The 15,261-nt window shown below is 43.2% G+C and carries 18 protein-coding genes; 13 read left to right on the top strand and 5 right to left on the bottom strand.

Annotated elements, in window-relative coordinates; all coding sequences use genetic code 11:
* The first annotated feature begins 23 nt into the window (after window positions 1-23).
* A complete protein-coding gene (locus tag CYL31_RS17760) occupies window positions 24-854 on the top strand; it encodes a mechanosensitive ion channel family protein (protein WP_212916473.1) in 831 nt (276 codons plus the stop codon).
* Window positions 855-971: 117 nt separating this feature from the next.
* The gene (gene greB / locus CYL31_RS17755) at window positions 972-1,484 is read left to right on the top strand and encodes a transcription elongation factor GreB (protein WP_212916472.1); all 513 of its coding nucleotides are present in this window, start codon (window positions 972-974) and stop codon (window positions 1,482-1,484) included.
* A gap of 74 nt (window positions 1,485-1,558) precedes the next feature.
* Here the strand turns inward: greB and CYL31_RS17750 are convergent, their stop codons facing one another.
* Together CYL31_RS17750 and CYL31_RS17745 are read right to left on the bottom strand one after the other, a co-directional pair.
* On the bottom strand, window positions 1,559-2,089 hold the full coding sequence (locus CYL31_RS17750) for an NADPH-dependent FMN reductase (protein ID WP_212916471.1): 531 nt from the start codon (window positions 2,087-2,089) through the stop codon (window positions 1,559-1,561).
* A gap of 1 nt (window position 2,090) precedes the next feature.
* Complete coding sequence (locus CYL31_RS17745; RefSeq protein WP_212916470.1) at window positions 2,091-3,284, bottom strand: MFS transporter; 1,194 nt, start codon at window positions 3,282-3,284, stop codon at window positions 2,091-2,093.
* Between the two features lie 141 nt (window positions 3,285-3,425).
* Here CYL31_RS17745 and soxR point away from each other — a divergent pair, with 141 nt between their 5' ends.
* The 3 genes from soxR to CYL31_RS17730 all read left to right on the top strand — a co-directional run bounded on the left by soxR (window position 3,426) and on the right by CYL31_RS17730 (window position 5,222).
* Window positions 3,426-3,863 carry a redox-sensitive transcriptional activator SoxR gene (gene soxR / locus CYL31_RS17740; RefSeq protein WP_249411623.1) on the top strand — a complete coding sequence of 146 codons (438 nt, stop codon included), beginning with the start codon at window positions 3,426-3,428 and terminating at the stop codon, window positions 3,861-3,863.
* 139 nt (window positions 3,864-4,002) lie between these two features.
* Entirely contained in the window at window positions 4,003-4,866 is an 864-nt protein-coding gene (locus tag CYL31_RS17735) for a DUF72 domain-containing protein (RefSeq protein WP_212916468.1), read from the top strand.
* Window positions 4,867-4,913: 47 nt separating this feature from the next.
* Complete coding sequence (locus tag CYL31_RS17730; RefSeq protein ID WP_212916467.1) at window positions 4,914-5,222, top strand: YqfO family protein; 309 nt, start codon at window positions 4,914-4,916, stop codon at window positions 5,220-5,222.
* On the opposite strand, the gene CYL31_RS17725 is transcribed toward CYL31_RS17730, so the two are convergent.
* The 3 genes from CYL31_RS17725 to CYL31_RS17715 all read right to left on the bottom strand — a co-directional run bounded on the left by CYL31_RS17725 (window position 5,203) and on the right by CYL31_RS17715 (window position 7,865).
* On the bottom strand, window positions 5,203-5,748 hold the full coding sequence (locus tag CYL31_RS17725) for an NUDIX hydrolase (protein ID WP_212916466.1): 546 nt from the start codon (window positions 5,746-5,748) through the stop codon (window positions 5,203-5,205). The genes CYL31_RS17730 and CYL31_RS17725 overlap by 20 nt on opposite strands.
* 9 nt (window positions 5,749-5,757) lie before the next feature.
* On the bottom strand, window positions 5,758-7,014 hold the full coding sequence (locus CYL31_RS17720) for an HlyC/CorC family transporter (RefSeq protein ID WP_212916465.1): 1,257 nt from the start codon (window positions 7,012-7,014) through the stop codon (window positions 5,758-5,760).
* 83 nt (window positions 7,015-7,097) lie between these two features.
* Entirely contained in the window at window positions 7,098-7,865 is a 768-nt protein-coding gene (locus CYL31_RS17715) for a cytochrome C assembly family protein (protein ID WP_212916464.1), read from the bottom strand.
* A 129-nt stretch (window positions 7,866-7,994) separates the two neighbouring features.
* Between CYL31_RS17715 and ffh the strand changes: the two genes are divergently transcribed.
* The 8 genes from ffh (at window position 7,995) to thrC (ending at window position 15,259) form a co-directional block, all read left to right on the top strand.
* The gene (gene ffh, locus CYL31_RS17710) at window positions 7,995-9,380 is read left to right on the top strand and encodes a signal recognition particle protein (protein ID WP_212916463.1); all 1,386 of its coding nucleotides are present in this window, start codon (window positions 7,995-7,997) and stop codon (window positions 9,378-9,380) included.
* A gap of 179 nt (window positions 9,381-9,559) precedes the next feature.
* Window positions 9,560-9,808 carry a 30S ribosomal protein S16 gene (gene rpsP, locus CYL31_RS17705; protein WP_012071436.1) on the top strand — a complete coding sequence of 83 codons (249 nt, stop codon included), beginning with the start codon at window positions 9,560-9,562 and terminating at the stop codon, window positions 9,806-9,808.
* Between the two features lie 15 nt (window positions 9,809-9,823).
* Window positions 9,824-10,369, top strand: coding sequence for a ribosome maturation factor RimM (gene rimM, locus CYL31_RS17700; protein WP_212916462.1), 546 nt, complete (start codon window positions 9,824-9,826; stop codon window positions 10,367-10,369).
* Window positions 10,370-10,391: 22 nt separating this feature from the next.
* A complete protein-coding gene (gene trmD, locus CYL31_RS17695; protein WP_114412617.1) occupies window positions 10,392-11,144 on the top strand; it encodes a tRNA (guanosine(37)-N1)-methyltransferase TrmD in 753 nt (250 codons plus the stop codon).
* Between the two features lie 69 nt (window positions 11,145-11,213).
* Window positions 11,214-11,576 carry a 50S ribosomal protein L19 gene (gene rplS, locus CYL31_RS17690; protein ID WP_012071433.1) on the top strand — a complete coding sequence of 121 codons (363 nt, stop codon included), beginning with the start codon at window positions 11,214-11,216 and terminating at the stop codon, window positions 11,574-11,576.
* Window positions 11,577-11,680: 104 nt separating this feature from the next.
* Window positions 11,681-12,397 (top strand): thioredoxin fold domain-containing protein, encoded by a 717-nt coding sequence (locus CYL31_RS17685; protein WP_212916461.1) that lies wholly within the window; start codon window positions 11,681-11,683, stop codon window positions 12,395-12,397.
* 162 nt (window positions 12,398-12,559) lie between these two features.
* A complete protein-coding gene (locus CYL31_RS17680; protein WP_212916460.1) occupies window positions 12,560-13,861 on the top strand; it encodes a homoserine dehydrogenase in 1,302 nt (433 codons plus the stop codon).
* Window positions 13,862-13,873: 12 nt separating this feature from the next.
* A complete protein-coding gene (gene thrC / locus CYL31_RS17675) occupies window positions 13,874-15,259 on the top strand; it encodes a threonine synthase (RefSeq protein ID WP_212916459.1) in 1,386 nt (461 codons plus the stop codon).
* The last annotated feature ends 2 nt before the right edge of the window (window positions 15,260-15,261 follow it).

The raw sequence follows: 15,261 nt of genomic DNA, 5'->3' as shown, positions 1-15,261 counted from the left end.
GGAAGAGCATAGGGTTTAAGTATATGAATGAAATAGAGGCGTTATTTGATCAAGGCTCTGAGTTGATGCCTTGGTTAGCAGACAGTGTTATTAATTTGGTGGTTGGTCTAGTTGTTTTCTTTGTTGGTAAGTTTATTGCCTCTAAAGTTTCTCACTGGTGTGAGAATCGAATGCTTAAAGCTTCCGTTGATAAGGCTGTTGCAGGTTTCGCATCGAGCATTTTATATGCTTTGATGTTTGCTGGCGTAGCTTTGATGGCACTGGGGCAAATCGGAGTAGAGACGACATCCTTTATAGCTATTCTTGGTGCGGCAGGTTTGGCTGTTGGTCTTGCCTTGCAAGGATCTTTGTCTAACTTTGCATCAGGTGTACTGATAATCTTATTGCGTCCATTTCGTTCGGGTGACTTTATCGATGCCGGCGGTCAGATGGGAACGGTTAACCGTATCGAATTATTTCATACACACCTTAAAACGCCTGATAACCGAGTCATTATCGTGCCAAACTCTTCTGTGATGAATGGTTCTATTGTGAACTTTTCTCGTGAGGCTACTCGTCGTTTAGATCTTGTTATTGGTATTAGTTACGACGCTGATATTCGCTTGGCGAAACAGATCATGGAAGAGATTGTTAATGCTGACGAACGTATTTTAAAAGATCCTAAATGTTTAATCGCGGTTTCTGAATTAGCTGATAGCTCAGTAAACTTCTTCCTGCGTCCTTGGGTTGCAGCGGGGGATTACTGGACGGTGCGAGCGGACCTTTTGGAAAAAATCAAATACACCTTTGATGAGCGTGGTGTTGGTATTCCATACCCTCAAATGGATGTTCACGTTCATAAACAAGAATCGTAAGCTTAGATAGCTTTCGCTTCTTGTCGCTGTAATATGTGAAATGCCGCCAAGCAACAGCTGGCGGCATTTTTGTTTTTACTATCTTTCGTTTTTTAATAACTAAAAAGGCTGCTAATAATGAGTCGATATCGTCCTCCTTCGCCACCAAAGTCCGCTTATATTACTTATGAAGGTGCGCAAGCTTTGTTGGCTGAGCTTAAATATTTGTGGAAAGAAAAGCGTCCAGCTGTGACTGAAACAGTTAGAGAAGCTGCGGCCCAAGGAGATCGTTCGGAGAATGCGGAATATATATATGGTAAAAAACAGCTTCGTGAGATAGATCGTCGTGTGCGTTATTTGGAAAAACGTTTGGATGTTTGTACTGTGGTGGATCGTCTTCCTGCAGATAAAACGAGAGTCTTTTTTGGGGCTTGGGTGACGTTAGAAGACGAAGAGGGCGAGCTGCGTACACATCGTATTGTTGGTCCAGATGAGCTAGATCATGACCCAGCTTACATCAGTATTGATTCACCAGTGGCGAAAGCCTTGTTGAAAAAACAAGAAGATGATGAGGTGACTATTCGTCTGGCAACAGGAGAGAAAACCTACACGATCGTGAATATCGAGTACCATCCAATCCCATCCTTATAGCTCACAATATCTATATTAGGGTGAGTTAAGAGCAACAGTGAGGGGATAAAATTTGCTGTTGCTCTTTGGTTGCGTTAGCGAATAGAAAGCTTATCAATGCAGCTTAGTAAGTGTTGATTAAATATCTCATTTGTCACTATTCCTTTCTCTGCATCGAAATTCTCATAGAAGCTGGGTAACGAGATTGCGCCGATTACTCTGGCAGCAAAGTAGGGCGCTGAAGCTTGTGCGGCGGCTAAAACGCTTTGTGCTCCACTTGGGCCGGGTGAAGTGGACAGCATGAGAACGGGTTTATTTTGAAAGACTTTCATGTCTATTCGGGACGTCCAATCAAACAGGTTTTTATAGGCCGAAGTATAAGAGCCGTTATATTCAGCGAATGACACGACAATGCTATCTGCAGCACCAATGGCATTATAAAAATCGTGGGCGAGTTTTGGGATGCCGGATTCTTTTTCTCTTTCTTCACTGTAAATTGGCATTTCAAAGTCATTGATATCGATTAGCGAAACATCCGCATTGTTTATTTGCTGTGCAGCGTAAAAAGCCAATTGTTTGTTAATGGAGTTTTTGCTATTACTTGCACCAAAAGTAAGTACTTTCATTTTAGTTTCCTTGGTTGACGTGAGTAGTTGGAATAGAGTGTTTTTTCAAAGTGGCGGCACCTGCAATGGCTAGAACTAAAGTAAAAGCCCCTGCTAATAAGTAAAAATCGCTGAATCCTAATTTGGCGATAAGAGCTGAGGTGACAAAAGGTGAAACAAATTGCCCAATGAAGATGCTGCTGGTCAGTACACCAGAAGCGAGTCCGCGTTTGTGGTTTGGCACAAGCTCCATGCCTTTCACCATGAAAGTAGGCATCACCAATCCCATGCAAGCGCCCATGAGGCCGCAGCCAAGAATAACTAAGCTGAACGATGTGGCTTGTGATAGCACGAGCATGCCAATACTCATGGCAATAAAGCCGATGAGTGCGACGCCATAGCTTTGGATTTTGGCGACCAGCTTGCCAAAGAATACGCCAGTTATCGCGGCGATTAATGTCCCCATTCCGATTGCCAAGCCTGATTTACTTGGATCCGTGATACCAATATCGGCCATAAAAAATGGAATTTGTGTTGGTAGGATATAAAAGACGATTAAGTGGCAGAAAAGGAGAATAGAACAGCCGATGAGTGGTAGTTTCCAGCTGGTATTAGTATCGTCTTGTTGGTTATCGCTGGGCTGATTGGTTTGCTTGCGGTCACGAATAGACAGGAATATGAGCGGAAGCAACAGAATAGCAATGGCGTAGGTATAAAAAGGCAGCCTGGCGCTGATGCCTGCTAAATAGCCCGCTGTAACGATGAAAAGAATGCCGCCAATATTAGAGAAAGCTTGTTGCAGTCCCATAAATTGGCTTCTTTTCGGACCAGAATAATAGTCGGTTATTAACGCCGTTACGGCGGTCATTAGTCCAGCGACACATATGCCCAGAATGGCTCGGCTGATAATAATGGCTTCTAAATCTTGCAGCTGTGCGCCAGCAGCACCGGCGATGGCAAAGACGATAGTCGCAATGATGATTTGATTTCGGCAACCGAACTTATCCGCTGTCCAGCCTAAGATCGGCGCAAAAATCACCACAAACAAAGCTGGGATGGGTAATAGCATTTTTACCCAAAAATCGGCTGAGGGTGTTCCTGAGAATTCATTCGCTAAACCAGGTAACGCCGGAGCAATTGTGGCATTGGACATGACGGTCAGTGTGGAAATCAGTAGCAGGCAAAGTGCTCTGGATTCTAATAGATTGGTTTTCATTAAGCTTCTTCCTAGGTACAAATAGTATTTTTTCCCTGCTTTCTCAGCTGTTTATTAAGTACTGTGCTTGAGCTAGCTTGGATTTATAGCTATTCTGCGACCTAAACTTAAGTTGAGGTCAAGCATAAAATGCGAAAAATAATGATGCCTGAATGGATTTCAGTGGGCGTGTTAAGTGAAAGGACGGGCGTATCGGTGTCGGCTTTGCATTTCTATGAAAGAAAAGGGTTAATCAAGAGCCAAAGAAATACATCTAACCATAGGCAGTATCCAAAGCATGTCATTCGGGTTGTTTCTATTATTCAGGTCGCTCAGCGGACAGGATTTTCTTTGGAAGACATTTTATTGGAGCTTGAAGGATTGCCAAATCGCACCCGCGTCACCCTAGAAGATTGGGAAGCGTTGGGTTCACGGTGGCAAAGAGAGTTAGATAAAAAGATCATCCAATTGACGGAGCTGAAAGAAATGATGGCCGATTGTATTGGTTGTGGTTGTCTGTCGTTGGAAAGATGTCAGCTTCTTAATCCTTATGATGAGTTAGGTGAAAAGGGCACTGGACCAAGGCTCATGACGGAATAGACTGTGTTTCTTGGCTTATTTCAGTGAGCTTGTGTGCAAGTTAGCCGAAGAGGTATTTTATTTTCAGTTGGTGTCTTTTATAGATACCATGGACTTTAAGTGATGCGCAATTAAAGTCTTAGTTGTATTTAAGGGTTCTATGAAAATTCATTATGGTATGGCGCAATGGCAGCATCCGGCTTGGGTAAACTGGCTTTATCCTGCTTCACTTCCTACTGCAGGGCGAATTGGCCGATATTCGGAAGTATTTTCGACAGTTGAAGTGGGGAGTACTTTTTATACTAAAGTGGATGATGCTCAGCTATTGCGTTGGTATGAGTCTGTAAATGAGTATTTTAAGTTCAGTTTTAAGGCACCACAAACCGTTACTCATCGATTGTTAGAGCGTCCTTGGCGCGATGTTCGGCATGATTGGGTAGCTTTTATGCTTTCGTTGCAGCCCTTGCAAGCTAAGCTCGGTCCAACCATGTTACAGTTTCCTGCTATATGCGATGAGCGTGCTTTGGACACTATTTTAGCTTTGTGTGACATGTGGTCGTTAGCTACGCCTTTGTCTGTTGAAGTGCGTAATCTTGCTTATTTTGATAAGTCTCAAACAGAGCGACGTTTTCTAACCGAATTGTCTGGTAGAAAAGTGAATCGTGTGGTGATGGATTCTAGACCAGTTTTTTCTACGGAAGCGTATTGCGAAAGCTTGGTTGATGCTCAGAAGAAAAAGCCGAGAGTGCCTTGTCATCCCGTAGTTACTGCGAATCATCCAGTCGTGCGTTTTATTGGTCATCCTGATTTACCGCGTAATGAGATATGGCTTGATCAGTGGTCGGCGAAACTGTCGCAATGGCTATCAGAAGGGCTCACGCCAAGTGTGTTTGTGCATTCGTCGGATAATATTGCTGCACCAACTCTAGCGGCACAATTAGATGAAAAAGTTCGCTCGCTAACGCCCAATTACCAGAGTGCTTTGGTTCTTCCGCAAAGTCAGGAGCAAGTTAGCCTTTGGTGAGTTTAAAGAGTTGATTTCTCGTTTTTGTCAGATCGTTGGAAAATATTATGTATTCATTAGTGTTTTACGTGCCTGAATCTCATTTAGAGTCTGTTAAACAGGCTGTGTTTTCGGCTGGGGCAGGTTCAATGGGAAACTATGACTCTTGCTGTTGGCAAGTAAAGGGGCAAGGGCAGTTTAGACCAACAAAAGGAGCAACGCCCTTTCTTGGACAGGTCGATGAATTAGAGTCGGTTGATGAGTGTCGTGTTGAAATGGTAGTGGGTGATGACGTTAAAGCGAGTGTCTTAGCGGCTTTGTTGTTGGCGCACCCCTATGAAGAGGTGGCCTACCACTTTATTCCGATACAGTGTTGAAATGAATGGTGTCTTCGTGAAAACCATATTGACCTTTTTTATGATCTTCGATGAAAAGCTCTATGGTCTTAGTGACGCTACTAAAAGCCAGTTCATCCCAAGGGATTTCATCAAGATCAAATAAGGCAACTTCAGAGCTTTCTTCTGTGGTATGAAAGTCATCTTTTTCTAATTCTGCGATATAGAAAAGGTGAACTTGATTGATTCTAGGGATGCTGATCATGCTAAAAGCTTGTTTGCATATGGCTGTTGATCCGCTTTCCTCTAATGTTTCTCTTAAAGCGCCTTCGCTCGTGGTTTCTTGGTTTTCCATGAAACCAGCAGGCAAAGTCCAGAAACCTAAACGCGGCTCAATATTTCTTCGGCATAGTAAAATTTTGCCGTCGTAAAGAGGGATGGTTCCGGTAATCAATCTAGGATTATCATAATCGATAAACTCGCAACTTGGGCAAACCGCACGTAGCCGATTATCCCCAGCAGGGATGGTCATATTAACGGCGTGACCGCATTGCGGGCAGTATCTCATGATGTTTCCTTAACGTTTCAGCTGAAGCTTGGCGTATTTAACGACTTTATCTTCGATTTCTTGGATTTCGATCATGTAATGTCCAACCCATAAGCTAATTGGGTGCTCAGGGATGAATTCCAATGTTTCGATGATAAGGCCGTTTAGTGTTTTTGGTCCGTCTGTTGGTAAGTGCCAATCAAGCGTTTTATTGATTTCTCGAATGTGTGTCGAACCTTCGATTCTAAAAGAGCCGTCATCAAGAGTTTGAATTTCTTCTTCTTCGTCTTGGGTTGGCGGAGTGAATTCGCCCACAATTTCTTCAAGTACGTCTTCTAGAGCCGCAATGCCTTGAACGTCGCCATACTCATCGACCACGATACCCATTTGCTGATGGTCTTTTTGAAAGTTCAGCAATACAGTGTTTAGGGATGTGCTCTCTGGGATGAAATAAGGTTCAACCGTTGCTTTTAAAAGTGCTGCTTTTGATGGTGTCGGGTCGCGTAAAAAGACCGCCGCATGGCGAGCATGAAGAATACCGATGACTTTATTGATCTCACCATTATAAACTGGCATACGAGTGTGTCTGCTTTGGCAAATCTGCTCGATAATTTCTTCAATAGTGTCTTCAATGTCGATACCAATGACTTCATTTCGAGGGATCATGATGTCTTCGACAGAGACTTTTTCTAAATCAAGGATTGAAATGAGCATCTCTTGGTGAGCAGCAGGAATTAAGCCGCTTGCTTCATTTACCACGGTTCTTAGCTCTTCGGAGTCAAGTGTGTCGTGGTTTTTTTGAGAAGCATGAACGCCTATTAGACGTAGCAATCCGTTGGATAAACCATTTACCACCCAAACAAGTGGGTAAAGAACTTTTAATAGAATGGCGAGGATCCAGGATGCTGGAAAGGCTATTTTTTCTGGATGTATTGCAGCCAGTGTTTTGGGTGTTACCTCTGCGAAAATCAGTACTACCATGGTCAATGCAGCAGTGGCTATGGCCACACCTGCATCGCCCCAGAGGCGCACAGCAATGATGGTTGCTATCGCTGAGGCAAGGATATTGACAAAGTTGTTTCCGATTAAGATGACGCCGATAAGTCTATCGGGGCGTTCTAAAAGAGAGTTTACCTTGATTGCTGATCGGTTCTTGCTTTTAACAAGGTGTTTGAGTCGATACTTGTTGATCGACAGCATCCCTGTTTCGGAACTCGAAAAGAAAGCAGAAAGTAAAATAAGACAAAAAAGTATTCCACCAAGAACACCTAAGGGTACTTCGTTCAAAAAGGGATCGCCTCAATTATGTAGATAAATGGATTATTGGTTCTTAAGATCGGACTGTCAAACATACTTTACGCCATTGTCGATTAATGGCGTAAAATTTGTAGTGCTATTTGGCTGCCAAAGTAGCCTAACATGAGTAGGAAAAAACCACTCAACGTCAGCTTTACCGCTAGTTGCCCGCGCCATCCGGCTATATGTCTGCCAAGTAATAATCCTGCAAATACAAACCAAGAAGCAATTGTGAAAAATGTTTTATGGACTAGATGCTGAGCAAACATATCTTCAATGAAGTAAAAGCCAGTCGCTATTGTGACCGTTAGTAGGATGAAGGCTGCCCAGATGAATTCAAACATCAAGCGTTCTAGAACTTGTAGTGGTGGTACTCTAAGTAGTTGCTTTAGTTTGTGGTTTTTGAGCTGATATTCTTGCATAGCAAGCAAAATACCAACGCCGCAAGCTGCTGTGAATAAGCTATAAGCAACAGAAGCGATAAGAATATGAGCGCTAGTGCCCCAAGAATTGCTGTGCAGTTGGGTTAGGTTCCACGGCTCGATGGCATTTAATACGATAATAATCGCGCCAAGAGGGAATGCGGCACCGAGTAATAGTGACAAATCTTTGTCGCGGTTGCTGAACCAAAGCAGGCTATTACCAATTAAGGCAATGAGCAGTCCAATGGTTAAAAAGTTAAAGCCGTCTCTATTCAGTAATACTTGTGAGAGAGAGAAGGTGTGTATAGCAATCGTAATTGCCCCAATATACTGGGTGGAGCGATTTTCTGGACGCAGGTAATACGCTGTGCCAGCAATCAAACAAGCGATACAAGCAAGCCAAAGCGATAATTGAGTCATGAAACTAAAGGTTCCGCAGGGTAAAGGTATAGGGTGATAATCATTTATCCGTTATAATAGAGACAATTTCACCTTGGATAAACTGAAACCGTAGGTTTTTTCCATTTAGAGCCAAAATTTGAGGGCAATATGTTCGACAATTTATCGAATCGCTTAACTTCCTCGCTTGATCGTATTCGAGGTCGAGCTAAATTAACTGAAGACAACATACAAGAAGTGTTGCGTGAAGTGCGTATGGCGCTTCTCGAGGCTGACGTTGCTTTGCCTGTTGTTAAAGACTTTATTGCTGCAGTAAAAGAGCGTGCAATAGGGACGGAGGTTTCCAAAAGTTTGAGTCCTGGTCAAGTATTCCTGAAGATCGTTAAGCAGGAACTTGAGAATGTCATGGGGCAGGCTAACGATGGCCTTAATCTTCGTGCAGCCCGCCCAGCAGTAATCTTATTAGCTGGTTTGCAAGGTGCTGGTAAAACCACATCTGCGGCTAAACTAGCAAAATACTTAAAAGAGCGTGAGAAAAAATCGGTGTCGGTTGTTAGTGCTGACGTTTATCGTCCAGCGGCTATTAAACAGCTTGAAACATTGGCGAGTGAAGTGGGAGTAGATTTCATCCCAAGTGACTTGTCACAAAAGCCGATTGATATTGTTAATAACGCTATCGATTACGCTAAAAAAGCCCATAAAGATGTGTTGATTGTCGATACGGCAGGTCGTTTGTCGATTGATGAAGACATGATGGCAGAGATTAAAGCTCTGCATGCCGCTGTCAATCCTATTGAAACTTTATTCGTTGTGGATGCCATGACGGGCCAAGATGCGGCGAATACGGCAAAAGCCTTTGGTGATGTGTTGCCGCTTACTGGCGTTATCTTAACTAAGACCGATGGTGATGCTCGAGGTGGTGCTGCGTTATCTGTTCGTCATATCACGGGTAAGCCGATTAAGTTCTTAGGTGTGGGTGAGAAAACCGATGCACTAGAACCTTTCCATCCTGATCGTTTGGCGTCTCGTATTCTTGGTATGGGCGATATGCTTTCCTTAATAGAGGAAGCAGAGCAAAAGATTGACAAAGAGAAAGCCGAAAAACTTGCAGGTAAGCTGAAAAAAGGCAAAGGCTTTGATTTAGAAGATTTCAAAGAGCAGCTTCAGCAGATGAAAAGCATGGGTGGCATGAGCTCCATGCTAGATAAGCTTCCAGGTATGGGCGGGCAGCTAGGCAATATCCAAGATAAAGTGAACGACAAAATGTTTGTTCAAATGGAAGCCTTGATTAATTCCATGACACCAGCTGAACGTCATAATCCAGATGTTATTAATGGCTCTCGTAAAAAACGTATCTCAACAGGTGCTGGCTTACAAATTCAAGATTTGAATCGTCTTCTAAAGCAGCATAAACAAATGCAGAAGATGATGAAGAAGATGACCGCTAAAGGCGGGATGAAGAAAATGATGCGTGGTTTAGGTGGAATGATGCCGGGTGGTGGTATGCCTGGCGGCGGAAATTTCCCTAAATTTTAAGCGTATCTTCTTGTTTTTACTAACGGCAGTTAAAAAAACTGCCGTTTTTAATGTCTGGGTGAGTAATTCGCCCTTTTGTTTTTCTAGTTAATCGACTAGAATATGCCGCCTTCTTGTTGTATGAGTCAAAAATTCGACTCGGCAAGGGGTGTTTCGTTAAGCAATAAGGAACCAATCATATGGTAACTATTCGTCTTTCTCGTGGTGGCTCTAAAAAGCGCCCATTCTATCATTTGAACGTGGCTGATAGCCGTCGTGCACGTGATGGTCGTTATATCGAGCGTTTGGGTTTCTTTAACCCTGTTGCTCGTGGTCAAGAAGAACGTCTACGCATCGATCTAGATCGCGTAAATCATTGGGTTAGCCAAGGCGCTCAACTTTCTGACCGTGCTGCGCAGCTTGTAAAAGATGCTAGCAAAAACGCTTAATACTGAGGTAATGCTATGTCTGAGTTAAAACAAGCGGCCGCTCCTGAGCAAGCCCTTGTGGTTGGACGCATTACATCGGTATATGGTGTTAAAGGGTGGGTGAAGTTATATTCGCACACCGACCCAATGCAAGGGATCTTAGATTACAAGCATTGGTGGTTGAAAACTCCTAGTGGGTGGAAGATCGTTGAATTGAGCCAAGGCCGTCTGCAAGGGCGAGGTTTGGTAGCATCGGTAAAAGGTTATACTGACAGGGATCAAGTAAAAGATATCTGTGGTATGGACGTTTATATAGATGCAGCAGAACTACCAGATTTGGAAGAAGGTGATTATTACTGGAGCCAACTGGAAGGACTGAGGGTTATTACCAAAGAGGGTGTCCTCTTAGGGAAGGTTTCTCAACTTATGGAAACTGGTGCGAATGATGTAATTGTTGTCCGCGCGTGTGAAGGTAGCTTTGATCGTGAAGAGCGATTGATTCCTTATGCTCCAGGAACTTATGTTTTAAACATCGATTTAGAACAGCAGGAAATGGTAGTTGACTGGGATCCAGAATTTTAAACAGATAAGCTGAGGTCACAACGTGAAGGTTAGCGTTATATCGCTCTTTCCGGAAATGTTTCAGGCCATTACCCAATATGGAGTAACAGGCAGAGCCATTAAGTCTGGGTTGGTTGAGGTGGATTTTTTTAATCCTCGCGACTTTACACATGACAAACATAAGACTGTAGATGATCGACCTTATGGTGGTGGTCCAGGGATGCTGATGAAAGTGCAGCCTCTCAAAGATGCTATTGCGAGTGCCAAATTATCGGTACCCAATGCAAAAGTTATTTATCTATCCCCTCAAGGGCGTACGCTAACGCAAGAAGGCGTGCAACAGCTTGCTAAACAAGCAGAATTTATTCTGGTAGCAGGTCGTTATGAAGGCGTTGATGAACGTTTGATTCAATCTGAGATTGATGAAGAATGGTCAATTGGCGACTTTGTCCTAAGCGGTGGTGAGTTGCCGGCAATGGTGCTCATGGATGCTGTATTTCGTATGGTTCCAGGAGTATTAGGAAAGCAGGCATCTGCGGATGAGGATTCATTCTCTGATGGTTTGTTGGACTGCCCGCATTATACTCGCCCAGAAGTACTAAATGGTGAACCTGTGCCATCGGTGCTGCTTAGTGGCAACCACGAGGAGATTAGACGCTGGCGTTTAAAGCAAAAGCTCGCAAGAACTTTTCAGCGCCGGCCAGACCTTCTGCAGAACCTTGAGTTGGACAAGGAACAGCAGTTGCTGTTAGAAGAGTTTATTCGCGAAACTGAAGATTCAACCTCGGCAGAGTAGGAATTGCGAGCTTATCAGAAAGAAGAACCTTCATGCTGATAAGAAACCATATCATTAGGAGTCACATCCATGAGTAATAAAACTAAACTGATTCAGCAGATTGAAGCTGAACAAATGACAAAAGAAGTCCCAGCCTTCGGTCCTGGTGACACTATTGTTGTTCAAGTTAAAGTTAAAGAAGGTTCACGCGAGCGTCTACAGGCCTATGAAGGCATTGTAATCTCTAAGCGTAACCGTGGTCTTAACTCAGCATTTACCGTTCGTAAAATTTCTAGCGGTATTGGTGTTGAGCGTGCTTTCCAAACGTACAGCCCTTTGGTTGAAAGCATCGAAGTTAAACGCCGCGGTGACGTGCGTCAAGCTAAGATCTACTACCTACGCGAGCGTTCTGGTAAATCTGCACGTATCAAGGAAAAATTGGCTAAACGTTAATTTTTTCTTATTAAAAAAAGGCGACGTAAGTCGCCTTTTTTTATGGAACTAACCCCCTCACGTATGGCCTAATAGAGACTATTTACATGTCTTTGAGGTTATCCATGAAGCGTTTTTTTCGATTATTATCTCGTGTTACCGCAATAAGTATTTTGTTTTCTATTGCAAGTTTAGTGTTTGCTGATCAATCTGCAGTTCTATCTGCTGTCCAAAAAGCTTTGCCTCAATACGAAGTTGAAAGTGCTGAGTTGCATCAAGGTGCAGGTCTGTATGTTGTTGTCTTGAAAAACGGCCCAACGTTACATGTTACTCAAGATGGAAAATATTTCGTCGCGGGTGATCTTTATCAGATAAACGACACAACGCTTGTTAACGAAACAGAAAAAGCAAAACTTGCCAAAATTGAAACACTTCCAGAATCGCAAATGATCGTCTACAAAGCAAAGGACGAGAAAGCGCATATCACCGTATTTACCGATGTTGATTGTGGTTACTGCCGAATGCTCCATAAAGAAGTGCCAAAACTTAATGAGGCGGGTGTTACTGTGCGCTATTTGGCTTATCCAAGAGCCGGTATTGGCTCAGAAGCTTATACTAAAATGGTCAGTATTTGGTGTTCAGCAGATCCTAAAGAGTGGCTTACGCAAGCAAAATTAGGCGCTGAAATTCCTGAAAACAAATGTGTTAACCCAGTTGCAGAACAGTATAAACTAGGCAACGAAGTGGGTGTGCGTGGTACGCCAAGTATCGTGCTAGGTAACGGTGAGTTTTTACCAGGATATTTACCAGCGGCTGAGCTGGTTAAACACCTTGGGTTATAGTCTTATCGCGAAATATTCCACTAAACATGAGTCTTCTTCAGCCTTTTCTACGTTGGGTTTGAATAATACTGGCGTTATAATGAGTCAACTTGTTACTTAGCCTGTATTTTATAAAGGGTTAAGTAACCTATAAAAATTAAATTATCTCTGTGGGGTATTGTTTTGAAACCGGTAAAAGTCGGAATTTGTGGACTGGGGACAGTGGGGTCCGGTAGTTTTAACATTCTTCGTAATAATGCGGAAGAGATTACACGACGTGTGGGTCGCAGTATTGTTATTGAGCAAGTAGGTGCCCGTCGTGATAACGACGCTTGTGATACCTCCGGTATCAATGTTACCCGTGATATTTTTGATGTGGTCAATAATCCAGAGATCGATATTGTTCTTGAGTTGATTGGCGGAACTTCTGTTGCGAAAGAGCTGGTTCTTACTGCCATAGAAAATGGCAAACATGTTGTGACCGCAAACAAAGCGCTCATTGCTGAGCACGGCAACGAAATTTTTGCTAAGGCTCAAGAGAAAGGCGTCATCGTTGCTTTTGAAGCAGCAGTTGCTGGCGGTATTCCCATTATTAAACAGCTTCGTGAAGGTTTGTCTGCCAACCGAATTGAGTGGTTAGCTGGTATTATTAACGGCACGGGTAATTTTATTTTGACCGAAATGAGTCAGAAAGGCCGTGAGTTTGAAGATGTGTTAGCGGAAGCCCAAGAGCTTGGTTATGCCGAAGCTGATCCTACCTTTGATATTGAAGGTATTGATGCGGCACATAAACTAACAATTCTTGCATCCATTGCATTCGGTATTCCATTGCAATTCGAAAAAACCTATACCGAAGGTATCAGCCGAATTACTTCTGAAGATGTGGCGTTTGCTGACGATCTTGGTTACGCCATCAAGCATTTGGGTATCGCTCGCCGTTCCAAAGCGGGTATTGAATTGCGAGTTCATCCAACCTTGATTTCTCATAAGCAGCTATTGGCGAATGTAAATGGCGTGATGAACGCTATTATGGTGCAAGGCGATGTTGTTGGGCCGACTTTGACTTATGGCGCAGGTGCTGGTGCATTGCCAACAGGCTCTTCTGTTATCGCGGATGTGATTGATGTTGCTCGTACTTTGACTGCAGATCCAACCAATAGAGTGCCTCACTTGGCGTTCCAGGCTGACTCTTTATCTCATGTGAAAATTTTACCAGTAGAAGAAATTGAATGTGGTTTTTTCCTTAACATGACCATTAAAGACCGTGCTGGTGTTCTTGCGAATATCACACAAATCTTATCGACTAATGACATTAGCATAGAGTCTCTTATTCAGCGTGAGCGCGAAGGTAGCGAATTGGTGCCACTAGTTGTGATGACTCATGATGTTAAAGAACGCAATATGAATGCTGCAATTGCGGCGATTGAAGCCTTGCCGGATGTTGCTGGAACAGTGCAGCGAATCCGTGTTGAAAACTTGGCGTAAGAGAGAACAAATATGAAATACATTTCTACTCGTGGTAAAGCGCCAGCGCTTTCTTTTGGTGATGTGTTATTGGCTGGTTTGGCAAATGATGGTGGCTTGTATGTGCCAGAAACCTTACCCCATTACAGTAAAGAAGAGATCGCTTCTTGGGCGAATCTTAGCTATCAAGAGCTGGCTTTTAAAGTAATGTGGCCTTTTGTGGAAGGTGACATTCCTGCTGACGCTTTTAAAACTATGATTAATGATGCTTACGCTGGTTTTAATCATACTGCTATTGCGCCTATGGTTCAGGTTGGTAACAATGAATGGATCCTTGAATTATTTCGTGGTCCGACCTTGGCGTTTAAAGATTTTGCGTTACAGTTACTTGGTCGTTTGATGGATTATGTTCTGTCTGAACGCAAAGAGAAACTGGTTATCCTTGGTGCGACATCGGGTGATACTGGTTCGGCAGCGATTGAAGGTTGCCGACATTCTGAGCATCTGAATATTTTTATTTTGCATCCATATCAACGAGTATCTGAAGTACAGCGTCGCCAAATGACAACTGTTATCGATGACAATGTATTTAACATCGCAGTGAAAGGGAATTTTGATGATTGCCAAGGCATGGTGAAGTCCAGCTTTGCTGATCAGTCTTTCTTAAAAGGTGCTAAGTTAGGTGCGGTTAACTCGATTAACTGGGCCCGTATTATGGCTCAGATTGTTTACTATTTTTCTTCGGCTTTGTCTGTTGGCGCACCGCATCGTAAGGTGTCGTTCTCTGTGCCAACCGGTAACTTTGGTGATATCTTTGCCGGTTATTTAGCGAAAAAAATGGGTTTGCCAATTGATCAGCTTGTGGTTGCTACCAACCAGAACGATATTTTGCATCGTGTCATTGCAGAGAACGATATGAGTCGTCAGTCTTTGAATGTTACCTTGTCTCCGAGTATGGATATCATGGTTTCAAGTAACTTTGAGCGTTTGTTGTTTGATGCCCATGGTCGTGATGGCGCTGCAATTGATGATTTGATGGCACGTTTTAACAAGGGCGATGTGTCGTTAAATGATCAAGCTTGGTCTTTTGTAAAAGAGAACTTTGATAGCTATAAAGTCGATGACAAGAAAACCTGCGAAGTGATTGCTGATGTGTTTTCTAAGACTCAATACCTTCTTGATCCGCACACGGCGATTGGCCTTGAAGCGGCTCGTTATTGCTGGAAAGATCAGTCTGTACCAATGATTACCTTGGCAACAGCGCATCCAGTGAAGTTTCCTGAAGCTGTCGAGAAAGCTGGCTGCGAAACGCCTGTATTACCTGAACACATGAAAGATCTTTTCGAGAGAGAAGAATCTTATGAAGTGTTAGATAACAGCTTGAGCGATGTTCAGGCGTTTGTTGCTGGTAAGATTTAGCT

Origin of the sequence: Marinomonas sp. A3A (assembly GCF_018336955.1) — a bacterium.
GTDB classification, from domain to species: Bacteria; Pseudomonadota; Gammaproteobacteria; order Pseudomonadales; family Marinomonadaceae; genus Marinomonas; species Marinomonas lutimaris.
This window is presented reverse-complemented; position numbering and strand designations above follow the sequence as displayed.

Coding starts and splice junctions, on each gene's coding strand:
- soxR (WP_249411623.1), top strand. CDS start 3,426: ATGATGCCTGAATGGATTTCAGTGGGCGTGTTAAGTGAAAGGACGGGC.
- CYL31_RS17685 (WP_212916461.1), top strand. CDS start 11,681: ATGAAGCGTTTTTTTCGATTATTATCTCGTGTTACCGCAATAAGTATT.
- CYL31_RS17730 (WP_212916467.1), top strand. CDS start 4,914: ATGTATTCATTAGTGTTTTACGTGCCTGAATCTCATTTAGAGTCTGTT.
- CYL31_RS17750 (WP_212916471.1), bottom strand. CDS start 2,089: ATGAAAGTACTTACTTTTGGTGCAAGTAATAGCAAAAACTCCATTAAC.
- ffh (WP_212916463.1), top strand. CDS start 7,995: ATGTTCGACAATTTATCGAATCGCTTAACTTCCTCGCTTGATCGTATT.
- CYL31_RS17725 (WP_212916466.1), bottom strand. CDS start 5,748: ATGAGATACTGCCCGCAATGCGGTCACGCCGTTAATATGACCATCCCT.
- CYL31_RS17745 (WP_212916470.1), bottom strand. CDS start 3,284: ATGAAAACCAATCTATTAGAATCCAGAGCACTTTGCCTGCTACTGATT.
- CYL31_RS17760 (WP_212916473.1), top strand. CDS start 24: ATGAATGAAATAGAGGCGTTATTTGATCAAGGCTCTGAGTTGATGCCT.
- rimM (WP_212916462.1), top strand. CDS start 9,824: ATGTCTGAGTTAAAACAAGCGGCCGCTCCTGAGCAAGCCCTTGTGGTT.
- thrC (WP_212916459.1), top strand. CDS start 13,874: ATGAAATACATTTCTACTCGTGGTAAAGCGCCAGCGCTTTCTTTTGGT.
- rpsP (WP_012071436.1), top strand. CDS start 9,560: ATGGTAACTATTCGTCTTTCTCGTGGTGGCTCTAAAAAGCGCCCATTC.
- CYL31_RS17715 (WP_212916464.1), bottom strand. CDS start 7,865: ATGACTCAATTATCGCTTTGGCTTGCTTGTATCGCTTGTTTGATTGCT.
- CYL31_RS17735 (WP_212916468.1), top strand. CDS start 4,003: ATGAAAATTCATTATGGTATGGCGCAATGGCAGCATCCGGCTTGGGTA.
- rplS (WP_012071433.1), top strand. CDS start 11,214: ATGAGTAATAAAACTAAACTGATTCAGCAGATTGAAGCTGAACAAATG.
- greB (WP_212916472.1), top strand. CDS start 972: ATGAGTCGATATCGTCCTCCTTCGCCACCAAAGTCCGCTTATATTACT.